The following is a 14,154-nucleotide window of genomic DNA, read 5'->3' as shown; positions in this document are numbered from 1 at the left end:
AAATAGTTATATTGTTGAAATGGAACATATTAAAAAAAATCAGGAAATAAAAAAGCAGTTTTATGAATTTTTAGAGCATGTATTAACCATTTATGATAAAAAGGATGTTTTATACTATTTGCTAGAGAATAACCCGTTATTATTGGTTTTTCCTGATGAGGATCGAGGGCCAAAAACTGGCATTGATAAAACTATAAAGAGTATTGCTCCAGAACAAACACCTATTGCATTAATATCTCTTCTGACGGGGGAATGCCTTCGTTATCCATCTTTTCGTGATTTTAAACTCTCAATTATTGATGATAATGTATTAAATTTATGGATAAAACAACATGTTAGTAATTACAGTGAAATTAATCCTTCTCAACTTAAATTATTTAGAGGAAATGATGATTTTTCTTTTTTATTTGAGGATATTATCAATTTTAATATAAAAGAAGCCGATATATTAATTAGATCCCATAATGAAGCATTAATATTTGAATTATTTGAACGATTTAAGGATATAACATTTCCTTATACTTTTTTTACATTTTTAATGGGTAATATCCCTGGGATTGTCTATGGTAGCGTTTTATCAGCAACGCCTTCATTTTTACAAGCGTCGATTAGTGATACAGAAGCTGATTATAAACGCTATTTAAACGAAGGGGTAATGAATATTATGGCGGAAATTCTAGGCACAGTAATTCCTGAGGCTTTTAGTTGCAGCGCTGTGGCCGCTGTAAAAGCAATTAATCTTTTTGTCAAATATAGATTTAATAGAAAAATTCTTCAACTTGATAAAGATATAGTCACAAAGTTAGCTAATGATTTTCACCATAAACACAATAAATTAAATATTGGTTTAACCCCTATTGAAAATGAAAATCGATTTTTACTGGAAATAAAACCGGCATTCAATCCAAATAATCTAACAATTAATATTCCAGCAGCTCAATATCTGACTGAGCTTCAATTAACTTCTTCAGTTGCCGCAAAAATTAATAATCCAGCTGCAGAATTTGATACATCAATGATCGCAATTACAAAATTTATGAGCGAGCATGGAATGACTGATATTAGATATCGAGGTATATATATCTGGCATAATATAATGGATGACACACCGATAAACCATATTGCAGTAATTGGCAAAAAAGGGGATAAAAATTATGTTTTTGACTTAACAGCCCATCGCTTTAAAAAAATTAGCCGTTCCAGTTTAGATGGCCCACTTATTTTAGAGGAATCAGAATGGAAAAACAGATATCTGCTAGCTTTTGCCGATAGTATTGTTAAATATAAAGATTTTGTTGGTGAGCAAATGGCGGCTAGTGAATTTAAAAAATATTCATATATGTCAGCTACTGAAGTTATTGACGGAACTCAAATATTAACAAAACCAGATTGGTATTTAAATGAACTGTCAGGACAAAGAGTTTTTAAAAACAAAATTAATTATTCAATTAACTACAATCCAATTCGGGATATAGTACATAAAATGTATTGGTATAATAAATTGCCAAAAGATAATAATAATTATATTTCTGAGGTGTTATACAATGCTAAATTATTAATAAATAAAGAATATAAACAAAAGTTAGCAGAAGGATTGTCAAGAATACAACAGAATCAGGCTATTGAAAATAGTCAAAGCTTGTGGTTGCAAGTACTACATAGTTATCGTGAAATTAACAATATGGATGAATTATTACTTGTTAAACCAGGAGAAATTGTATTTTTAAATACTGAGGAAGGGAAGCTTATTTCTATGATGATTAGTTTAGGCAATGGTTTATTTTCTAGTTTAGAGAATAATAAATTATGTGCTTCTCTTATAAATAACAATGGTATTATTATGGCAGAACAAATTGGCCAATTTGTTGAAGGTCAGTTAGAACGATTTGGTATGCCATCAGATAAACTAAAAATATATGCCGGTCAAGCTATCGGTTCTCAAGTACCTAACAACTCAATTAATGAGGTTGTTGAGCAATCTTTAAAAGATGAAGTTTTAGAATTACCAGAATATATGACAAAAATTTTAAAACAAGCTAATGAATTAACTGATGAGCAGGCAACAATTTTTTATCAAGATCTCAAAGCGCTCTGTACCACTGGTAATAATAAAAAAAGTATTAAAAATTTATTAACAAATATAAAGCTAATAGACAATAAGAATACAAAACTAATAGACATGAACAGCGTTATATCATTAGCAGAATTACCACCTGGTCGCTTAGTGGCTTTTTATGGTACGGATTATGAATTAAAAAGTATGATGGTGAGTCTAGGTGAGGGTCAATTTGTTATTAGCCATGGGGCGCGCATTGGGATATACACAGAGAAATATAATGGAATTGTTTCGGCTTCTCAATTTGAAGATATCGTAAATGGTAAATTTCAAAACTCAAATGTTATTTCAGGTTCAGTTAATTTACAAGCAATACGGCAAGATTCTTTGCTGGGAAAAGATTCCATTTTCAATTTGGAAGGAAATACATTATTTATTAAGGCACAGGGAGTACCGACCATAGTAAATTATATGGATGGAGAGGATTTTAGTAATATTATTGAAGGATTAGCCATAAAATCACTTGGTTTTAATAACTGGCAAAAAGTAGAAACTATTGAGTTGCAATCTTGTTTTGGCGCAATGGGTTCAATCCCCGTCGCTCAAGTGCTAGCAAATAAATTAAATAAAAAAGTAAACGCCCATCCTCTTTCATTAGAAAAAGATCTGGTGAAAAATAATCTCCCATCAGCGCCAAAAGCTAAAATATATGAAGCTGGAGTTTATCTTAGTGATGATGATTTAAATCTTGCCAGTGAACAGAGTTATAAAAATAACTTGTTTTGGCGGCAGTTATTGCTTTTATTTGAAAACACAAAAAAATTAGTTGATAGTGAAAAGAGCCTCGAGAATGGCGTTGATGATAAAATATTATCTCTTATCGTAGAGTTGGCTAAATTAATTTCAAAGAAAATAACGGTAGATGATTTTTTGCTATTACATCCAGAATATTATGGATTTAATGCTGAATTAGGTAAAGAGCTAATCCCAAAAATGGATATGTTGCTAAAAACAACAGAAATTACTAATGCAAATGAATTTGCTGAACTTATGATAAAGGTTATCTCTTTAACGAGTAATTCTTATATTTTGTTGGATAAGTTTATGGGGCAAAGTTTGGAAGCGATTAAATCGCTAAACGAATACTTAATCGAGGATAATTTTAAGAAATAATTGAAACTCTCAGTTTCAATGACTGTGCTAGCAACTTGGTGCCCGGAGGCGGAATCGAACCACCGACACGAGGATTTTCAATCCTCTGCTCTACCGACTGAGCTATCCGGGCAACAGGGCGTATTAAACCTGATTATAATATTTTCGTCAATTAAAATTATTGCAATAAGCTTTCTTATGCTTGTTTTTTCAACAATTTAAGTAGTGTTATAGAAAAATCGTTCAAAGCTTTTTCGCCAATGAGACATGCTGCCGTTTATTTTCAGGCTACCAACTTAGCTAAGTAAAAAAGTTATTATCGATAATTTTTTTGCGCATTATTTACCTTAATCAGATAGTTACGTGATTGAGCTGCTGGATGTTTAGTCACTAATGTTTGGTAAACATCACCTGGTGGCATTTGATTAATAATTTGCGCTGCCAACTTTTTATCGTTGTGGAATACTCTTAATACGCTACCGGCTCCGCCGTTATAAGCGGTGATGATCGCATAACGACGCGAGGTAGCATTAGTGATTTCACCTAGATAAGTGTTTTGTAACAATGATAAATAGGCAGTCCCTAGATCGATATTATTGGCGGGATCAAATAAATAATTGCGGCTTGGAAGGCCCGATTTTCCTTGGGTACGAAAAACGTCTCTACCTGCGGTGTTTGGCATAATCTGCATTAAACCTATGGCATCAGAGCGACTGACTGCATAAGGATTAAAACTAGATTCTATTTGCATAATTGCTAGGATCAACGATTCATCAACGCCATATTTTGCCGCTGCCTGACGAATATAAGGTAAATATTTATGAGCACGTTTATCCAGGTGATTTGGCACTAATTGGATGGTAATTGACCAGATAATGTGTAATCCTGACTGACGGCGCTGTAATTTATTTTGCAATAAATAATCGGCGAATTTTGTCGCCCGCCATTCCCAGCGGATTGGTTGATTTGTCTGATCAAGTACTTGTCCATACAAAAACGGCTCTTTACTAATAGCGATATTATTAATATCAGAGTAGAGATCAATAGAGCCTGGATCATCACCCATCAATAAGGTAGTAATAATTGCTTTTTTTAAGTATTCTTTCGGCTCTACGCCAGCAATAGTTTCTATTGTAATGCGGCCGCTATCAAAATTAATATGGCTACGGGTTTGATATTGATCAGTATATTTGACGTAATCTTTTGGCCCCGCAATCAAAACTTCCTGAATGCCCCAAATATTCTCAATATTATGTGCAAATTGCTGAACTAAAATATCAAATCCATTGGTATCTTTGATGTATTCAGGATGAAATGAGACTTCTTTTTTACTGGAGCAAGCCAGCAAAAGTTGGGCAATAATGAGAGGGAGCAGCAGCTTTTTCATATCACATATCATTCACAGTTTGTCAGATAAAAAGCCATCAGAATGGTCAAGATTCTGATGGGTTGACCATTATTTTTCAGGTGGGGTATAGCCTTCGATATGAATGTCTTGCCCCTCAAATAAAAATTTTACCATCTCTTGCTCTAGTAATTTTCTATCTTCAGGATTCATCGTGCTAAGCTTTTTTTCATTGATCAGCATGGTCTGTTTGCTCATCCATTGCCCCCAGGCTTCCTTAGATATTTGATTAAAAATCCGTTTACCTATTTCCCCAGGATAAAGCTGAAAATCTAAACCTTCCGCTTCACGTTGTAAAAAAGTACAAAAAATAGTTCTACTCATTAAGTGATCCTCAAAACGGCAAAGTTAATTTCTAAATTGGTTAAGTAAGTTTTCAACCGGTGCGGCTAAGCCAATTTTTATATCTTGCTGTAAGTTATACCAAAGTCCTTGCGTTTCATCCATGCAAGCGGAGAATTGATTAATAGTGACATAAATGGGGATAACATCTAAATGAAAATGGCTAAAGGTATGACGAAATGGAATGAGTTGTTCTATTTTGTCATATACAATACCCGAATTCTCAAGCCACTCATTTAGTGCATTAAGCGTATCAAATTGTGGAAAAATAAATAAGCCTCCCCAAATACCAGCAGGAGGGCGCTTTTCTAACCAAATTGAGTTGTCATGTTGTAGGATCAAAAACCAGCTACTTTTGGCGGCAATTTGTTGTTTAGGTTTTTTGGCAGGAAAATTTTGCCAGCTATGGTTTATAAAAGCATGGCAACCTTTTTGTAACGGGCAAAGTTCGCATTTTGGTTTACTGCGACTACAGATCATAGCACCGAGATCCATCATCGCCTGATTAAAATATTGCGCATCATTAGCTGGGGTTACCTGGGTACTGAGAGCCCACAATTGGTTTTCAACTTCTTTTTTACCGGGCCAACCTGCAATGCCATAGTAACGTGTAAGCACGCGTTTTACGTTACCATCCAAGATTGGGAAATGTTGATTTTGTGATAACGATAAAATAGCGCCTGCGGTAGAGCGTCCGATACCTGGCAGCGAAATAACCTGTTCAAATTTATTAGGGAAATTGCCATTATATTTTGCCACAATTTGTTGTGCTGCTTTATACAAATTGCGCGCTCTGGCATAGTAACCGAGGCCAGTCCAGAGGTGCAATATTTCATCTAGTGAGGCATTAGCTAAACAGGTGATGTCAGGGAAATGGTTAATAAATTTCTCAAAATAAGGGATAACGGTAGCAACTTGTGTTTGCTGCAACATGACCTCAGATAACCAGACATGATAGGGTGATTTTTCTCGTTGCCAGGGAAGCGTTTTGCGCCCATAACGATGATACCAGTTAAGTACAGAATGAGAAAATTGCAGTGTATCCATATAAAAAGTCTTTACCCTAAATAGTTTTGATAAAAATTAGGTTTTGATATGAGTAGTGTTATCATCGATAGCCGTTTTTGTTAGGAATATATATTTTTTACTTTTTAGTCAGATATTAGCTTTGACGAGGGCTTTTATTCCGTCAATCAAGTAATGCTTATACCAGCCATTTTCTTATTCAACTACTCGTAATATAATTGTCTCTATTATGAATAGTATTAATTGGTAGAAATAATCTCAATACTTATGATGAAAAATGTTATTACTCCAGAAGTGAATGACGAGGGCAAAGTAATGCGTCGTGTTCGTAGCTTTGTTCGTCGTCAGGGAAGATTAACTCCCCGTCAGGAAAATGCGCTGCAAATGTTATGGCCTAAGATGGGGGTAGACTTTACTGGCCAGCCTCTATTATTTAATTCGCTATTTGGCAATAATGCGCCGGTGATCCTGGAAATTGGTTTTGGTATGGGAGCATCATTAGTTACCATGGCAGAACAAAATCCGGCTAAAAATTTTTTGGGCATTGAAGTCCATGCCCCGGGAATTGGGGCTTGTTTGGCAGCCGCCAATGAAGCCAACTTGAGTAATTTACGCGTGATGTGTCATGACGCAATTGAAGTATTGGAGAAAATGTTACCAGATGATTCGTTAAATATGGTGCAACTTTTTTTCCCGGATCCCTGGCACAAAGTAAGGCATAATAAGCGTCGAATTGTGCAGCAACCTTTTGCTGAGCTTGTTTTACATAAATTAGAGTTAGGCGGTATATTTCATATGGCAACCGACTGGCAGCCTTATGCCGAGCATATGTTAAATGTAATGCGCGAAATCAGTAATTATCGAAATTTGTCAGTTGCAGGCGATTATGTTGAGCGCCCCGCTTCGCGACCAGTGACTAAATTTGAAAAGCGTGGCCAACAATTAGGTCATGGTGTATTTGATCTTATGTTTGAGAGGATAAAATAATGTCTAAGCAACGTAGCCGTCGTTTACGTAAAAAACTACATATAGACGAATTTCAGGAGGTCGGTTTCTCAGTAAAATGGTCTTTTCCTGCTAAAACACCGGTTGATAAGATTGATAGTATGGTTGATACCTTTATTATAGAGCTTATTCAGCCTAATGGTTTAGCGATGGACGCCAGTGGTTATTTAGATTGGGAAGGATTAATCTGTATGGAAAAAACTGGCAAATGTACAGAAGAGCATCGTAAATTAGTCGAAGAGTGGTTAAAAAATCAAGGTATGAAAAAGGTGGTTACATCGGAATTATTTGATATTTGGTGGGATTAATCTGTTTAAAATATTATTAGACAGATTATTGTTACTAAGTGTCTTTGGCATCTTTAATTTGTCTAACCGAAGAATAAATATAAGGGATTATTTAATCCACATCTAACGATTACTTTTTTGGTGTAGATAAGTTTATCAATAGATTATTTCACTATAAAACTATATTTTTAAAGATTAGCAGTTATTTATTTTTTGCTTAGTATCAATTAAAGAAAAAGCAAATGAAATATTTAGCAATTTTAAATGTATTTTTATAACTTTAAATTACAGATGGTTCATTACAAAGTTGGCAAATATTACGCTATCTTATTTTTTAATTCATCATAATAAATGATGATAAAATTAGATTTATATTAACTCATTGAATAAAAAAATAAATAACTATTTTAGTCTCTTTATTTTAAGTAATAAATATTGTCTTTATTACAACAATATATTTTTTAAAACTTTGAATCAATCAAAATGATGTCTGCCATTCTATCCATTATACATATATAAAAAATATTAATATATTTTCAAATGGTTAAATTTAGCATGCTTATAATATAGGCTAAAAAAATAATCAGTTAGTATTTAATTAACTATCTATTTTTACATGGAATTCGTTAAAATTATTAATTAATTTTTCTGATGTTTAATAATAGGTGGTTATGTTTTGCATTATAAGTTAAAATTTTATTATGTTTTTAAATTATAATTAATGATAGAAGCTTTTGCTCTTTAACTTAACTAGGTGATATTTTGCCGTATAATAGGCACTTGATAATTATGAGTTTTGGAATTAATTAAATTTTTTAATCATCAATTGGGTGAAATTTAAGCATCAAGAGAAAATAGATAAAAGTTAACCTGATAAATAGATTATATTTTTATCATGGTAATTTATAGGAAATAAAAATAATATCGGATAGTATTAAGACATGAAAACTTTAAACACAACACTTTCTAATACCTTACTCATAGATATTTTACAGCAGGTCCGTGCTTTGATCGGACAAGGAAAATTAGCAAATTATATCCCAGCGTTAGCAGAAGTACCGAATCACCATTTGGCTATGGCTGTTTGTACTGTCGAAGGAGAGATATTTTCGGCCGGTGATGCATATGAGCGTTTTTCTATTCAGTCAATTTCTAAAGTCCTTGGCCTTACCTTAGCTATGACTCGCTACCGCGAAGATGAAATTTGGTGTCGGGTTGGTAAGGAACCGTCAGGACTACCTTTTAATTCATTGGTACAGTTAGAAATGGAAAAGGGCATACCAAGGAATCCTTTTATTAATGCCGGGGCTATTATCATCACTGATATGTTGCAGTTTCGATTCAGCACCCCTAAGCAACGAATGTTAGAATTTGTTCGCTCACTTACCGGTCAAATGGATATTGGTTATGATAACCAAGTGGCGCGCTCGGAAATGGAGCATGCGAGTCGCAATGCAGCAATTGCCTATTTAATGAAATCTTTTGGTAATTTTAAGAGTGATGTTTTAGCAGTATTAGAAACTTATTTTCATTATTGTTCACTAAGCATGAATTGTGTGGAATTAGCCCAATGTTTTAATTATTTAGCCAATAATGGACGATTATTAAATAAGGAGCAGATCATCACACCAATCCAAGCTCGACAAATTAACGCCCTTATGATGACTTGTGGTATGTATGATGGCTCTGGTGAATTTGCTTTTCGTATCGGTATGCCGGGTAAATCAGGTGTTGGTGGCGGTATCATTTGTGTTGTGCCTAATGCTTTTACTGTAGCGGTATGGTCACCTGAATTAAATAAATCAGGGAACTCTTTGGCAGGTTGCGCTGCCTTAGAATTATTATCTCAACGGATAGGTCGCTCCGTTTTTTAACAAATGGCAATATAAAGCAGCAGGTTACAGGAGAAGATATGTTACGTATTTTACTAATTGTTTGTACATTACTGATGGCAACTTTTGCTGTGGCTGAAGGACATCAATGTTCTACGAATCTTAAAGATGACATTATTATTACCAAACAACATATACAAGTGAAAGGCACCAGTGGCAATTTACAGATCACACCTGATGGTGAAGTTAGATTTAATAATAAAGTAATGCCATTAACCGCGCTGCAGAGAGTGCAAGCTATTAATTATCAAACAGAGGTGCGTAAAGAGTTGCCGTGGATAAAACAGCATACAGAGCAGAAATTAGCGGAAGCTAAGCAAATACTCGATAAGCTGGTGGTTCGGTTGATGGGTCAGGACAGTCAAGTGAGAAATCGCTTAAATGTGTTAAAACAGAATTTGGATAAACAGATTGATAAGGTTATTGAACAACGCGCTGATAGCTTGATCTTTCATCATCAGAGATTAAAAACAATTGAAGCAGACAGCCGTATTTTACTTAATGAAAGTTTAGGTGGAATATTGCAAGATAGTATTAATGAAATGGGGCGTAGACAATTATTAACCGGTAGTGATACCAACCAGTCGCTGCAAAATTTGCTCGGTGGGTTAAGCGGATTACAGCAGGATTTAGAATTGGAATGGAAAAAGCAAGAAGATAATTTTCGCCAGTTTGGCCAACAGGTTTGTCGCAAAATTACCCACATGGAACAGCTGCGTATTGATCTATTAAATAAGTTGAAATAGTTTTTTAAACTATCATCTATTTTAACCGTACAATTTAATCGGGTATGACTAAATTGAGTGCTTAATTTAATCGCAATTTATTTTAATCAATAAAATTTAATCTGATTATTACCTGTTATTGTTGCAGGTATTAGTCAGGTTAAATTTTCTGACATTTTTCTTGCTAGATTTCAGTGAAGTTTTTTAATGAGAAAAAATTAAAATCTACGAGCTTGTTTATTACTCCATGAAATATTAACTATTTGATAAAAATCAGGCTATACCCTGATATCTCTATTCTATTAAATGAAATAATTTATTAAATATAATAACACTTATCGTTAAATAGACTGTTTTTGTTAGTGGCTAATGTCAATAAAAAAGACAGTACTAAGTATGAAACTTAACTGATAAGCCTGTTATAGAAAATAAATGACTAAAAAGTTTGGCTTTGATAGGAGCACAATTCATGTCTACCATATTGAACCTAGGTCATAACCACAATTATAACTTCAATGAAAGTCGACTTAATCGTGTTATGAATGCAGAAACATTGGCTGAAGCACAATATATGGGATTATGGGATCGGATTAAAGATTTTTTTCAAGGTGGTGTGAAGCGGCAAGCAATAGAGGCATTGTTTGATCAAATTAATCAGCCAGCACGCCATGATGCATCACCAAATAAGCAACTAGAGAAATTTGAACGATTGATTGATTTAGCCAAACCAGAACAACAAACAAAGTTTACTGTTGAGGTTAATCCACCTAACGAAGCTAGACTATGGAGTTTTCAATTCAAGATTGGACAACACAATATATATCAATCCAATACTATCGCTGATCAGGCAGATACCTCTTATGATAGCTTTTGCTCAGCTAAAACAGAGATAGAACATCGTCAATTTATAAGACAAAATGCGGGGTTATTGGAGCGGGTTAACCATTTTTTTCAAGATGAAATGAAGTCGCAGGCCTTAGAGAAATTATTTCAAATTTATCATCCATCATCCGATGATACTTCACTAAATGAGCGATTACAGAAATTTGAACAGTTGCGTCAGTTAGCCAATCCTGAACACCAAAAAGATTTTACCATTGACGCTGATCCACCTAATAAATATGTTGAATGGGATTATCGATTACAAATTGCAGAGCATACAATATATCAAGCCAATAATGTAGTTGATAGTGCAAACACTTCTTATGGTGTTTTTTGTGCAGCGGCTACAGGTATGGCGTTTCGCCAATATATATCTGATAACCCTGATATTTTTGGTATTGGTCATGAAAGTACTGATGATCATATTAGGGTAAGTATCCAATGTATGAGTGATGATGAAATAATACGCGAGCAGCTTGGAAAAAACTTAGACAACCCTAAGTATGGCCATGAAAATTTTTGTACAATCGAAGAAGGTGCTGATTCAGCGAAATTTATTGCTCACTTCAAAGAGGGGAGTTTAGAATTTTCTAATAGAGACAATTTACACGGTGAATTTAGGGGAGCTCTTTTAAAAAACGCATTGCAAAGTGGTAATTATCGCAATTTGAGAGAATTGTGTGTACAAGGTAATAATCGTACAGGACAAAATACCATGCTACTGTATGCGGTACCTCCTCATTTGGATATTTTTATTCAACTACTGACTAAGGGTAATTCCATTGAGTGTCCGGATGGCATGTATGATCCTATTAAGTTTCTAATTGAAAATAAAAGTCCTCTAATTAGCAAGGAAACTGTACAAGCACTCCATAAACAGGTTATTGGTGATACGACATTGGGTAAATTATTTGGTATCACTCAACCTGGTATTAATAATACCGATGGTAAGAGTAGGAATACTATAGTAGATAAAAGGGTATAACTGCTCAGAAAAGTAGAATAATATGCCATCATTTACATCCCAATGCTAAATGGGATGTAAATGACTTTATAGAAATAGCGTTAACAAAGAGTTAAGAAATAACTTACCCTGCTCGGTGATCTGCCAGTGCGATTTTGTTTGTGTGATATAACCTTGTTTCAAAGCGTTATCAAGTTGTTGACGAATAACACTTTCCGCTAAACCGGTGTAATCAACAAAATCCTGTCTTGCTACCGCCTCAAGCAAGCGAAAGCGATTCATAAAGAATTCAAAAGGCCTATCTGATTGGTTTACCTCTTGTTGTTGATAGAGATAGTGACCCGTCATATAGCCACGGGGATGTTTTGTTTTCATTGTTCGCAAAATACGACCATCAGCAAAAGAGATTTTTCCGTGTGCGCCGCAGCCAATACCTAGATAATCGCCAAAACGCCAATAATTTAAATTGTGCTGACACTGATATCCTGGCTTGGCATAACCCGATATTTCATATTGTTGATATCCGGCTTTATTAAGTAACTGATGCCCTTGAGAAAAAATCTTCCATAGTGCATCATCATTAGGGAGTATCGGTGGGCAAGAGCCAAAATGGGTATTAGGCTCAATCGTTAATTGATACCAAGAAATATGGGGCGGAGATAAGTCAATTGCTTGGCGTAGATCAGAAAGTGCTTGTTCCAGTGTCTGATCAGGTAAGCCATGCATCAGATCAAGATTAAAACTACGTAAATTTAATGCTGCTGCCAGAGAAGCGGCTTGGATGGCTTCTTCGGGGCCATGTATTCTGCCTAGTTTAGTGAGTTTATCGGCAGCAAAACTTTGTACGCCAATCGAAATCCGATTAATGCCAGCTTGTTGATATTGGCTAAAACGATCCGCCTCAACGGTGCCAGGATTAGCCTCCATGGTGATTTCGGCATCGGAAGCCAAGGATAATCTTTGCCGTATACCATCAAGCAAAGATTGCATCGCCTTAGCGTCGAGCAGACTTGGCGTACCTCCACCAATAAAGATACTATTAACTTGGCGACCATTTATTAATGCCAGGTCAGCCTGGAGATCGGTTAGAAGATGTGTGACATATTCTTGTTGGGGTAGCTCACCTTTTAGTGTATGTGAATTAAAATCACAATAAGGGCATTTTTGTACACACCAAGGGATATGAACATACAGACTCATTGGAGGTAATTTAAGCATTAGTTAAAGATCCTAATAACATCCTTAATGCTTGCCCACGATGAGAGAGTGCATTTTTTTGCGCTTTGGTTAATTGAGCTGCGGTAAGTTTTAGTTTGGTGTCATAAAAAATAGGATCATAACCAAAACCGTTGCTACCTTTAGGTTCATGGGTTAACACACCTTGCCATATACCGTGACATATAATCGGTGTGGGATCGGCAACATGGCGGAGATAAACCAGGACACAATTGAATTGAGCTTGGCGTTGGTTATCCGGGATATCTTTCATGAGGGATAATAGTTTATATAAATTATCTTCGTCAGAAGCATTTTCACCCGCAAAGCGTGCTGAATAGATACCGGGCGCACCTTTTAGCGCCTTAACCGAAAGGCCTGAATCATCGGCAATGGCCGCTAAACCAGAGACTTTTGCTGCGTGACGTGCTTTTAATATCGCATTTTCAATAAAAGTTAATCCTGTTTCCGCGATCGGACTGATAGCTAACTCAGTTTGAGCAATAATATTTAAGTTACACTCTTTTAATAGGTCAGAAAATTCACTTACCTTGCCGGCATTACCCGTTGCTAATACCACTTTTTGCATGAAGTTTGTTTACCTTTACATCAAATAGCCAACTGAAAAAGTATGCTGGTAATAGTCGGATCAATAAATAACAGAATATCCAACCGCAGATAATTTAAAGCAATCAAGATCAGCATCACTATCATGGCTGAGAAATCCAATCCACCCATGGCAGGAATAATCCGACGAATAGGTGACATCAAAGGTTCGGTTAATTGCATAAGCATATAATCAATAGGATTACGGCCCTGGCTTATCCAACTAAGAATAGCTCGAATTAAGATCAGCCAAAAAACTAACTTGCCGGCATAGGTTAATAATTGGATAAAGCTAAGAGGTAGTAACGTTATGCTGATTAAAGCGAGCGTATTTGTTGCCCACATGACAAAAAGAATATTGGCCACGGTAAGAATATAGGCGACTAATAAAGTTGCTGTATCAATCGCACCAATGGCTGGAATAAAACGACGCAATGGTCCTACGATCGGTTGAGTGACTTTGACCACAAATTGGGAAAAGGGATTGTAGAAATCCGCTCTAACCCATTGCATCCAAACGCGTAGCAATAAAATAATAATGTATAGTTGAATAATGGTTGGTACGATAAAAGTTAAAAATTGCATTTAATTATCCTA

At 35.1% G+C, this 14,154-nt stretch carries 12 protein-coding genes and 1 tRNA gene; 6 read left to right on the top strand and 7 right to left on the bottom strand.

The features are described 5' to 3' along the window. The first annotated feature begins 19 nt into the window (after nt 1–19). Entirely contained in the window at nt 20–3,229 is a 3,210-nt protein-coding gene (locus LDL57_RS02710; protein ID WP_225506987.1) for a hypothetical protein, read from the top strand. A 36-nt stretch (nt 3,230–3,265) separates the two neighbouring features. On the opposite strand, the gene LDL57_RS02705 is transcribed toward LDL57_RS02710, so the two are convergent. The 4 genes from LDL57_RS02705 to mutY form a co-directional block, all read right to left on the bottom strand. After that, nucleotides 3,266–3,341, bottom strand: a tRNA-Phe gene (locus tag LDL57_RS02705). A gap of 183 nt (nt 3,342–3,524) precedes the next feature. Beyond that, nucleotides 3,525–4,595 carry a membrane-bound lytic murein transglycosylase MltC gene (gene mltC, locus LDL57_RS02700; protein ID WP_180560528.1) on the bottom strand — a complete coding sequence of 357 codons (1,071 nt, stop codon included), beginning with the start codon at nt 4,593–4,595 and terminating at the stop codon, nt 3,525–3,527. Between the two features lie 69 nt (nt 4,596–4,664). Then, nucleotides 4,665–4,937 (bottom strand): oxidative damage protection protein, encoded by a 273-nt coding sequence (locus LDL57_RS02695; RefSeq protein ID WP_225506985.1) that lies wholly within the window; start codon nt 4,935–4,937, stop codon nt 4,665–4,667. A 24-nt stretch (nt 4,938–4,961) separates the two neighbouring features. Further along, complete coding sequence (gene mutY / locus LDL57_RS02690) at nt 4,962–6,002, bottom strand: A/G-specific adenine glycosylase (RefSeq protein WP_180560526.1); 1,041 nt, start codon at nt 6,000–6,002, stop codon at nt 4,962–4,964. Nucleotides 6,003–6,248: 246 nt separating this feature from the next. On the opposite strand from mutY, the gene trmB reads away from it, so the two are divergent. From trmB to LDL57_RS02665, 5 genes are all read left to right on the top strand, one after another. Beyond that, nucleotides 6,249–6,968, top strand: coding sequence for a tRNA (guanosine(46)-N7)-methyltransferase TrmB (gene trmB / locus LDL57_RS02685; RefSeq protein ID WP_180560525.1), 720 nt, complete (start codon nt 6,249–6,251; stop codon nt 6,966–6,968). Further along, nucleotides 6,968–7,294 carry a YggL family protein gene (locus tag LDL57_RS02680; RefSeq protein ID WP_180560524.1) on the top strand — a complete coding sequence of 109 codons (327 nt, stop codon included), beginning with the start codon at nt 6,968–6,970 and terminating at the stop codon, nt 7,292–7,294. The genes trmB and LDL57_RS02680 overlap by 1 nt, the downstream gene beginning before the upstream one ends. 920 nt (nt 7,295–8,214) lie before the next feature. After that, complete coding sequence (gene glsB, locus LDL57_RS02675) at nt 8,215–9,147, top strand: glutaminase B (RefSeq protein WP_225506983.1); 933 nt, start codon at nt 8,215–8,217, stop codon at nt 9,145–9,147. A 38-nt stretch (nt 9,148–9,185) separates the two neighbouring features. After that, on the top strand, nt 9,186–9,911 hold the full coding sequence (locus tag LDL57_RS02670) for a DUF2884 family protein (protein WP_180560522.1): 726 nt from the start codon (nt 9,186–9,188) through the stop codon (nt 9,909–9,911). A gap of 448 nt (nt 9,912–10,359) precedes the next feature. Further along, on the top strand, nt 10,360–11,757 hold the full coding sequence (locus tag LDL57_RS02665; RefSeq protein ID WP_225506981.1) for a T3SS effector SopD family protein: 1,398 nt from the start codon (nt 10,360–10,362) through the stop codon (nt 11,755–11,757). 66 nt (nt 11,758–11,823) lie between these two features. Here the strand turns inward: LDL57_RS02665 and hemW are convergent, their stop codons facing one another. Genes hemW through LDL57_RS02650 form a run of 3 tightly spaced genes read right to left on the bottom strand, consistent with a single transcriptional unit; the run spans nt 11,824 to nt 14,142 of the window. Next, nucleotides 11,824–12,954, bottom strand: coding sequence for a radical SAM family heme chaperone HemW (hemW, locus tag LDL57_RS02660; protein ID WP_180560520.1), 1,131 nt, complete (start codon nt 12,952–12,954; stop codon nt 11,824–11,826). Continuing rightward, nucleotides 12,947–13,540, bottom strand: coding sequence for an RdgB/HAM1 family non-canonical purine NTP pyrophosphatase (rdgB, locus tag LDL57_RS02655; protein ID WP_180560519.1), 594 nt, complete (start codon nt 13,538–13,540; stop codon nt 12,947–12,949). Before rdgB ends, hemW begins: the two co-directional genes overlap by 8 nt. Before the next feature lie 20 nt (nt 13,541–13,560). Next, a complete protein-coding gene (locus LDL57_RS02650) occupies nt 13,561–14,142 on the bottom strand; it encodes a YggT family protein (RefSeq protein WP_180560518.1) in 582 nt (193 codons plus the stop codon). Nucleotides 14,143–14,154 lie beyond the last annotated feature (12 nt).

Origin of the sequence: Arsenophonus apicola, from assembly GCF_020268605.1 — a bacterium.
Classification (GTDB): Bacteria; Pseudomonadota; Gammaproteobacteria; order Enterobacterales; family Enterobacteriaceae; genus Arsenophonus; species Arsenophonus apicola.
Note: the sequence above shows the minus strand (reverse complement) of the source record. Positions and strands in the feature narration are given on the sequence as shown.

Excerpts from the sequence above, each read along its gene's own strand:
- LDL57_RS02665 (WP_225506981.1), top strand. The coding sequence starts at position 10,360 with ATGTCTACCATATTGAACCTAGGTCATAACCACAATTATAACTTCAAT.
- LDL57_RS02710 (WP_225506987.1), top strand. The coding sequence starts at position 20 with ATGGAACATATTAAAAAAAATCAGGAAATAAAAAAGCAGTTTTATGAA.
- LDL57_RS02650 (WP_180560518.1), bottom strand. The coding sequence starts at position 14,142 with ATGCAATTTTTAACTTTTATCGTACCAACCATTATTCAACTATACATT.
- hemW (WP_180560520.1), bottom strand. The coding sequence starts at position 12,954 with ATGCTTAAATTACCTCCAATGAGTCTGTATGTTCATATCCCTTGGTGT.
- LDL57_RS02695 (WP_225506985.1), bottom strand. The coding sequence starts at position 4,937 with ATGAGTAGAACTATTTTTTGTACTTTTTTACAACGTGAAGCGGAAGGT.
- rdgB (WP_180560519.1), bottom strand. The coding sequence starts at position 13,540 with ATGCAAAAAGTGGTATTAGCAACGGGTAATGCCGGCAAGGTAAGTGAA.
- mltC (WP_180560528.1), bottom strand. The coding sequence starts at position 4,595 with ATGAAAAAGCTGCTGCTCCCTCTCATTATTGCCCAACTTTTGCTGGCT.
- LDL57_RS02680 (WP_180560524.1), top strand. The coding sequence starts at position 6,968 with ATGTCTAAGCAACGTAGCCGTCGTTTACGTAAAAAACTACATATAGAC.
- mutY (WP_180560526.1), bottom strand. The coding sequence starts at position 6,002 with ATGGATACACTGCAATTTTCTCATTCTGTACTTAACTGGTATCATCGT.
- LDL57_RS02670 (WP_180560522.1), top strand. The coding sequence starts at position 9,186 with ATGTTACGTATTTTACTAATTGTTTGTACATTACTGATGGCAACTTTT.
- trmB (WP_180560525.1), top strand. The coding sequence starts at position 6,249 with ATGATGAAAAATGTTATTACTCCAGAAGTGAATGACGAGGGCAAAGTA.
- glsB (WP_225506983.1), top strand. The coding sequence starts at position 8,215 with ATGAAAACTTTAAACACAACACTTTCTAATACCTTACTCATAGATATT.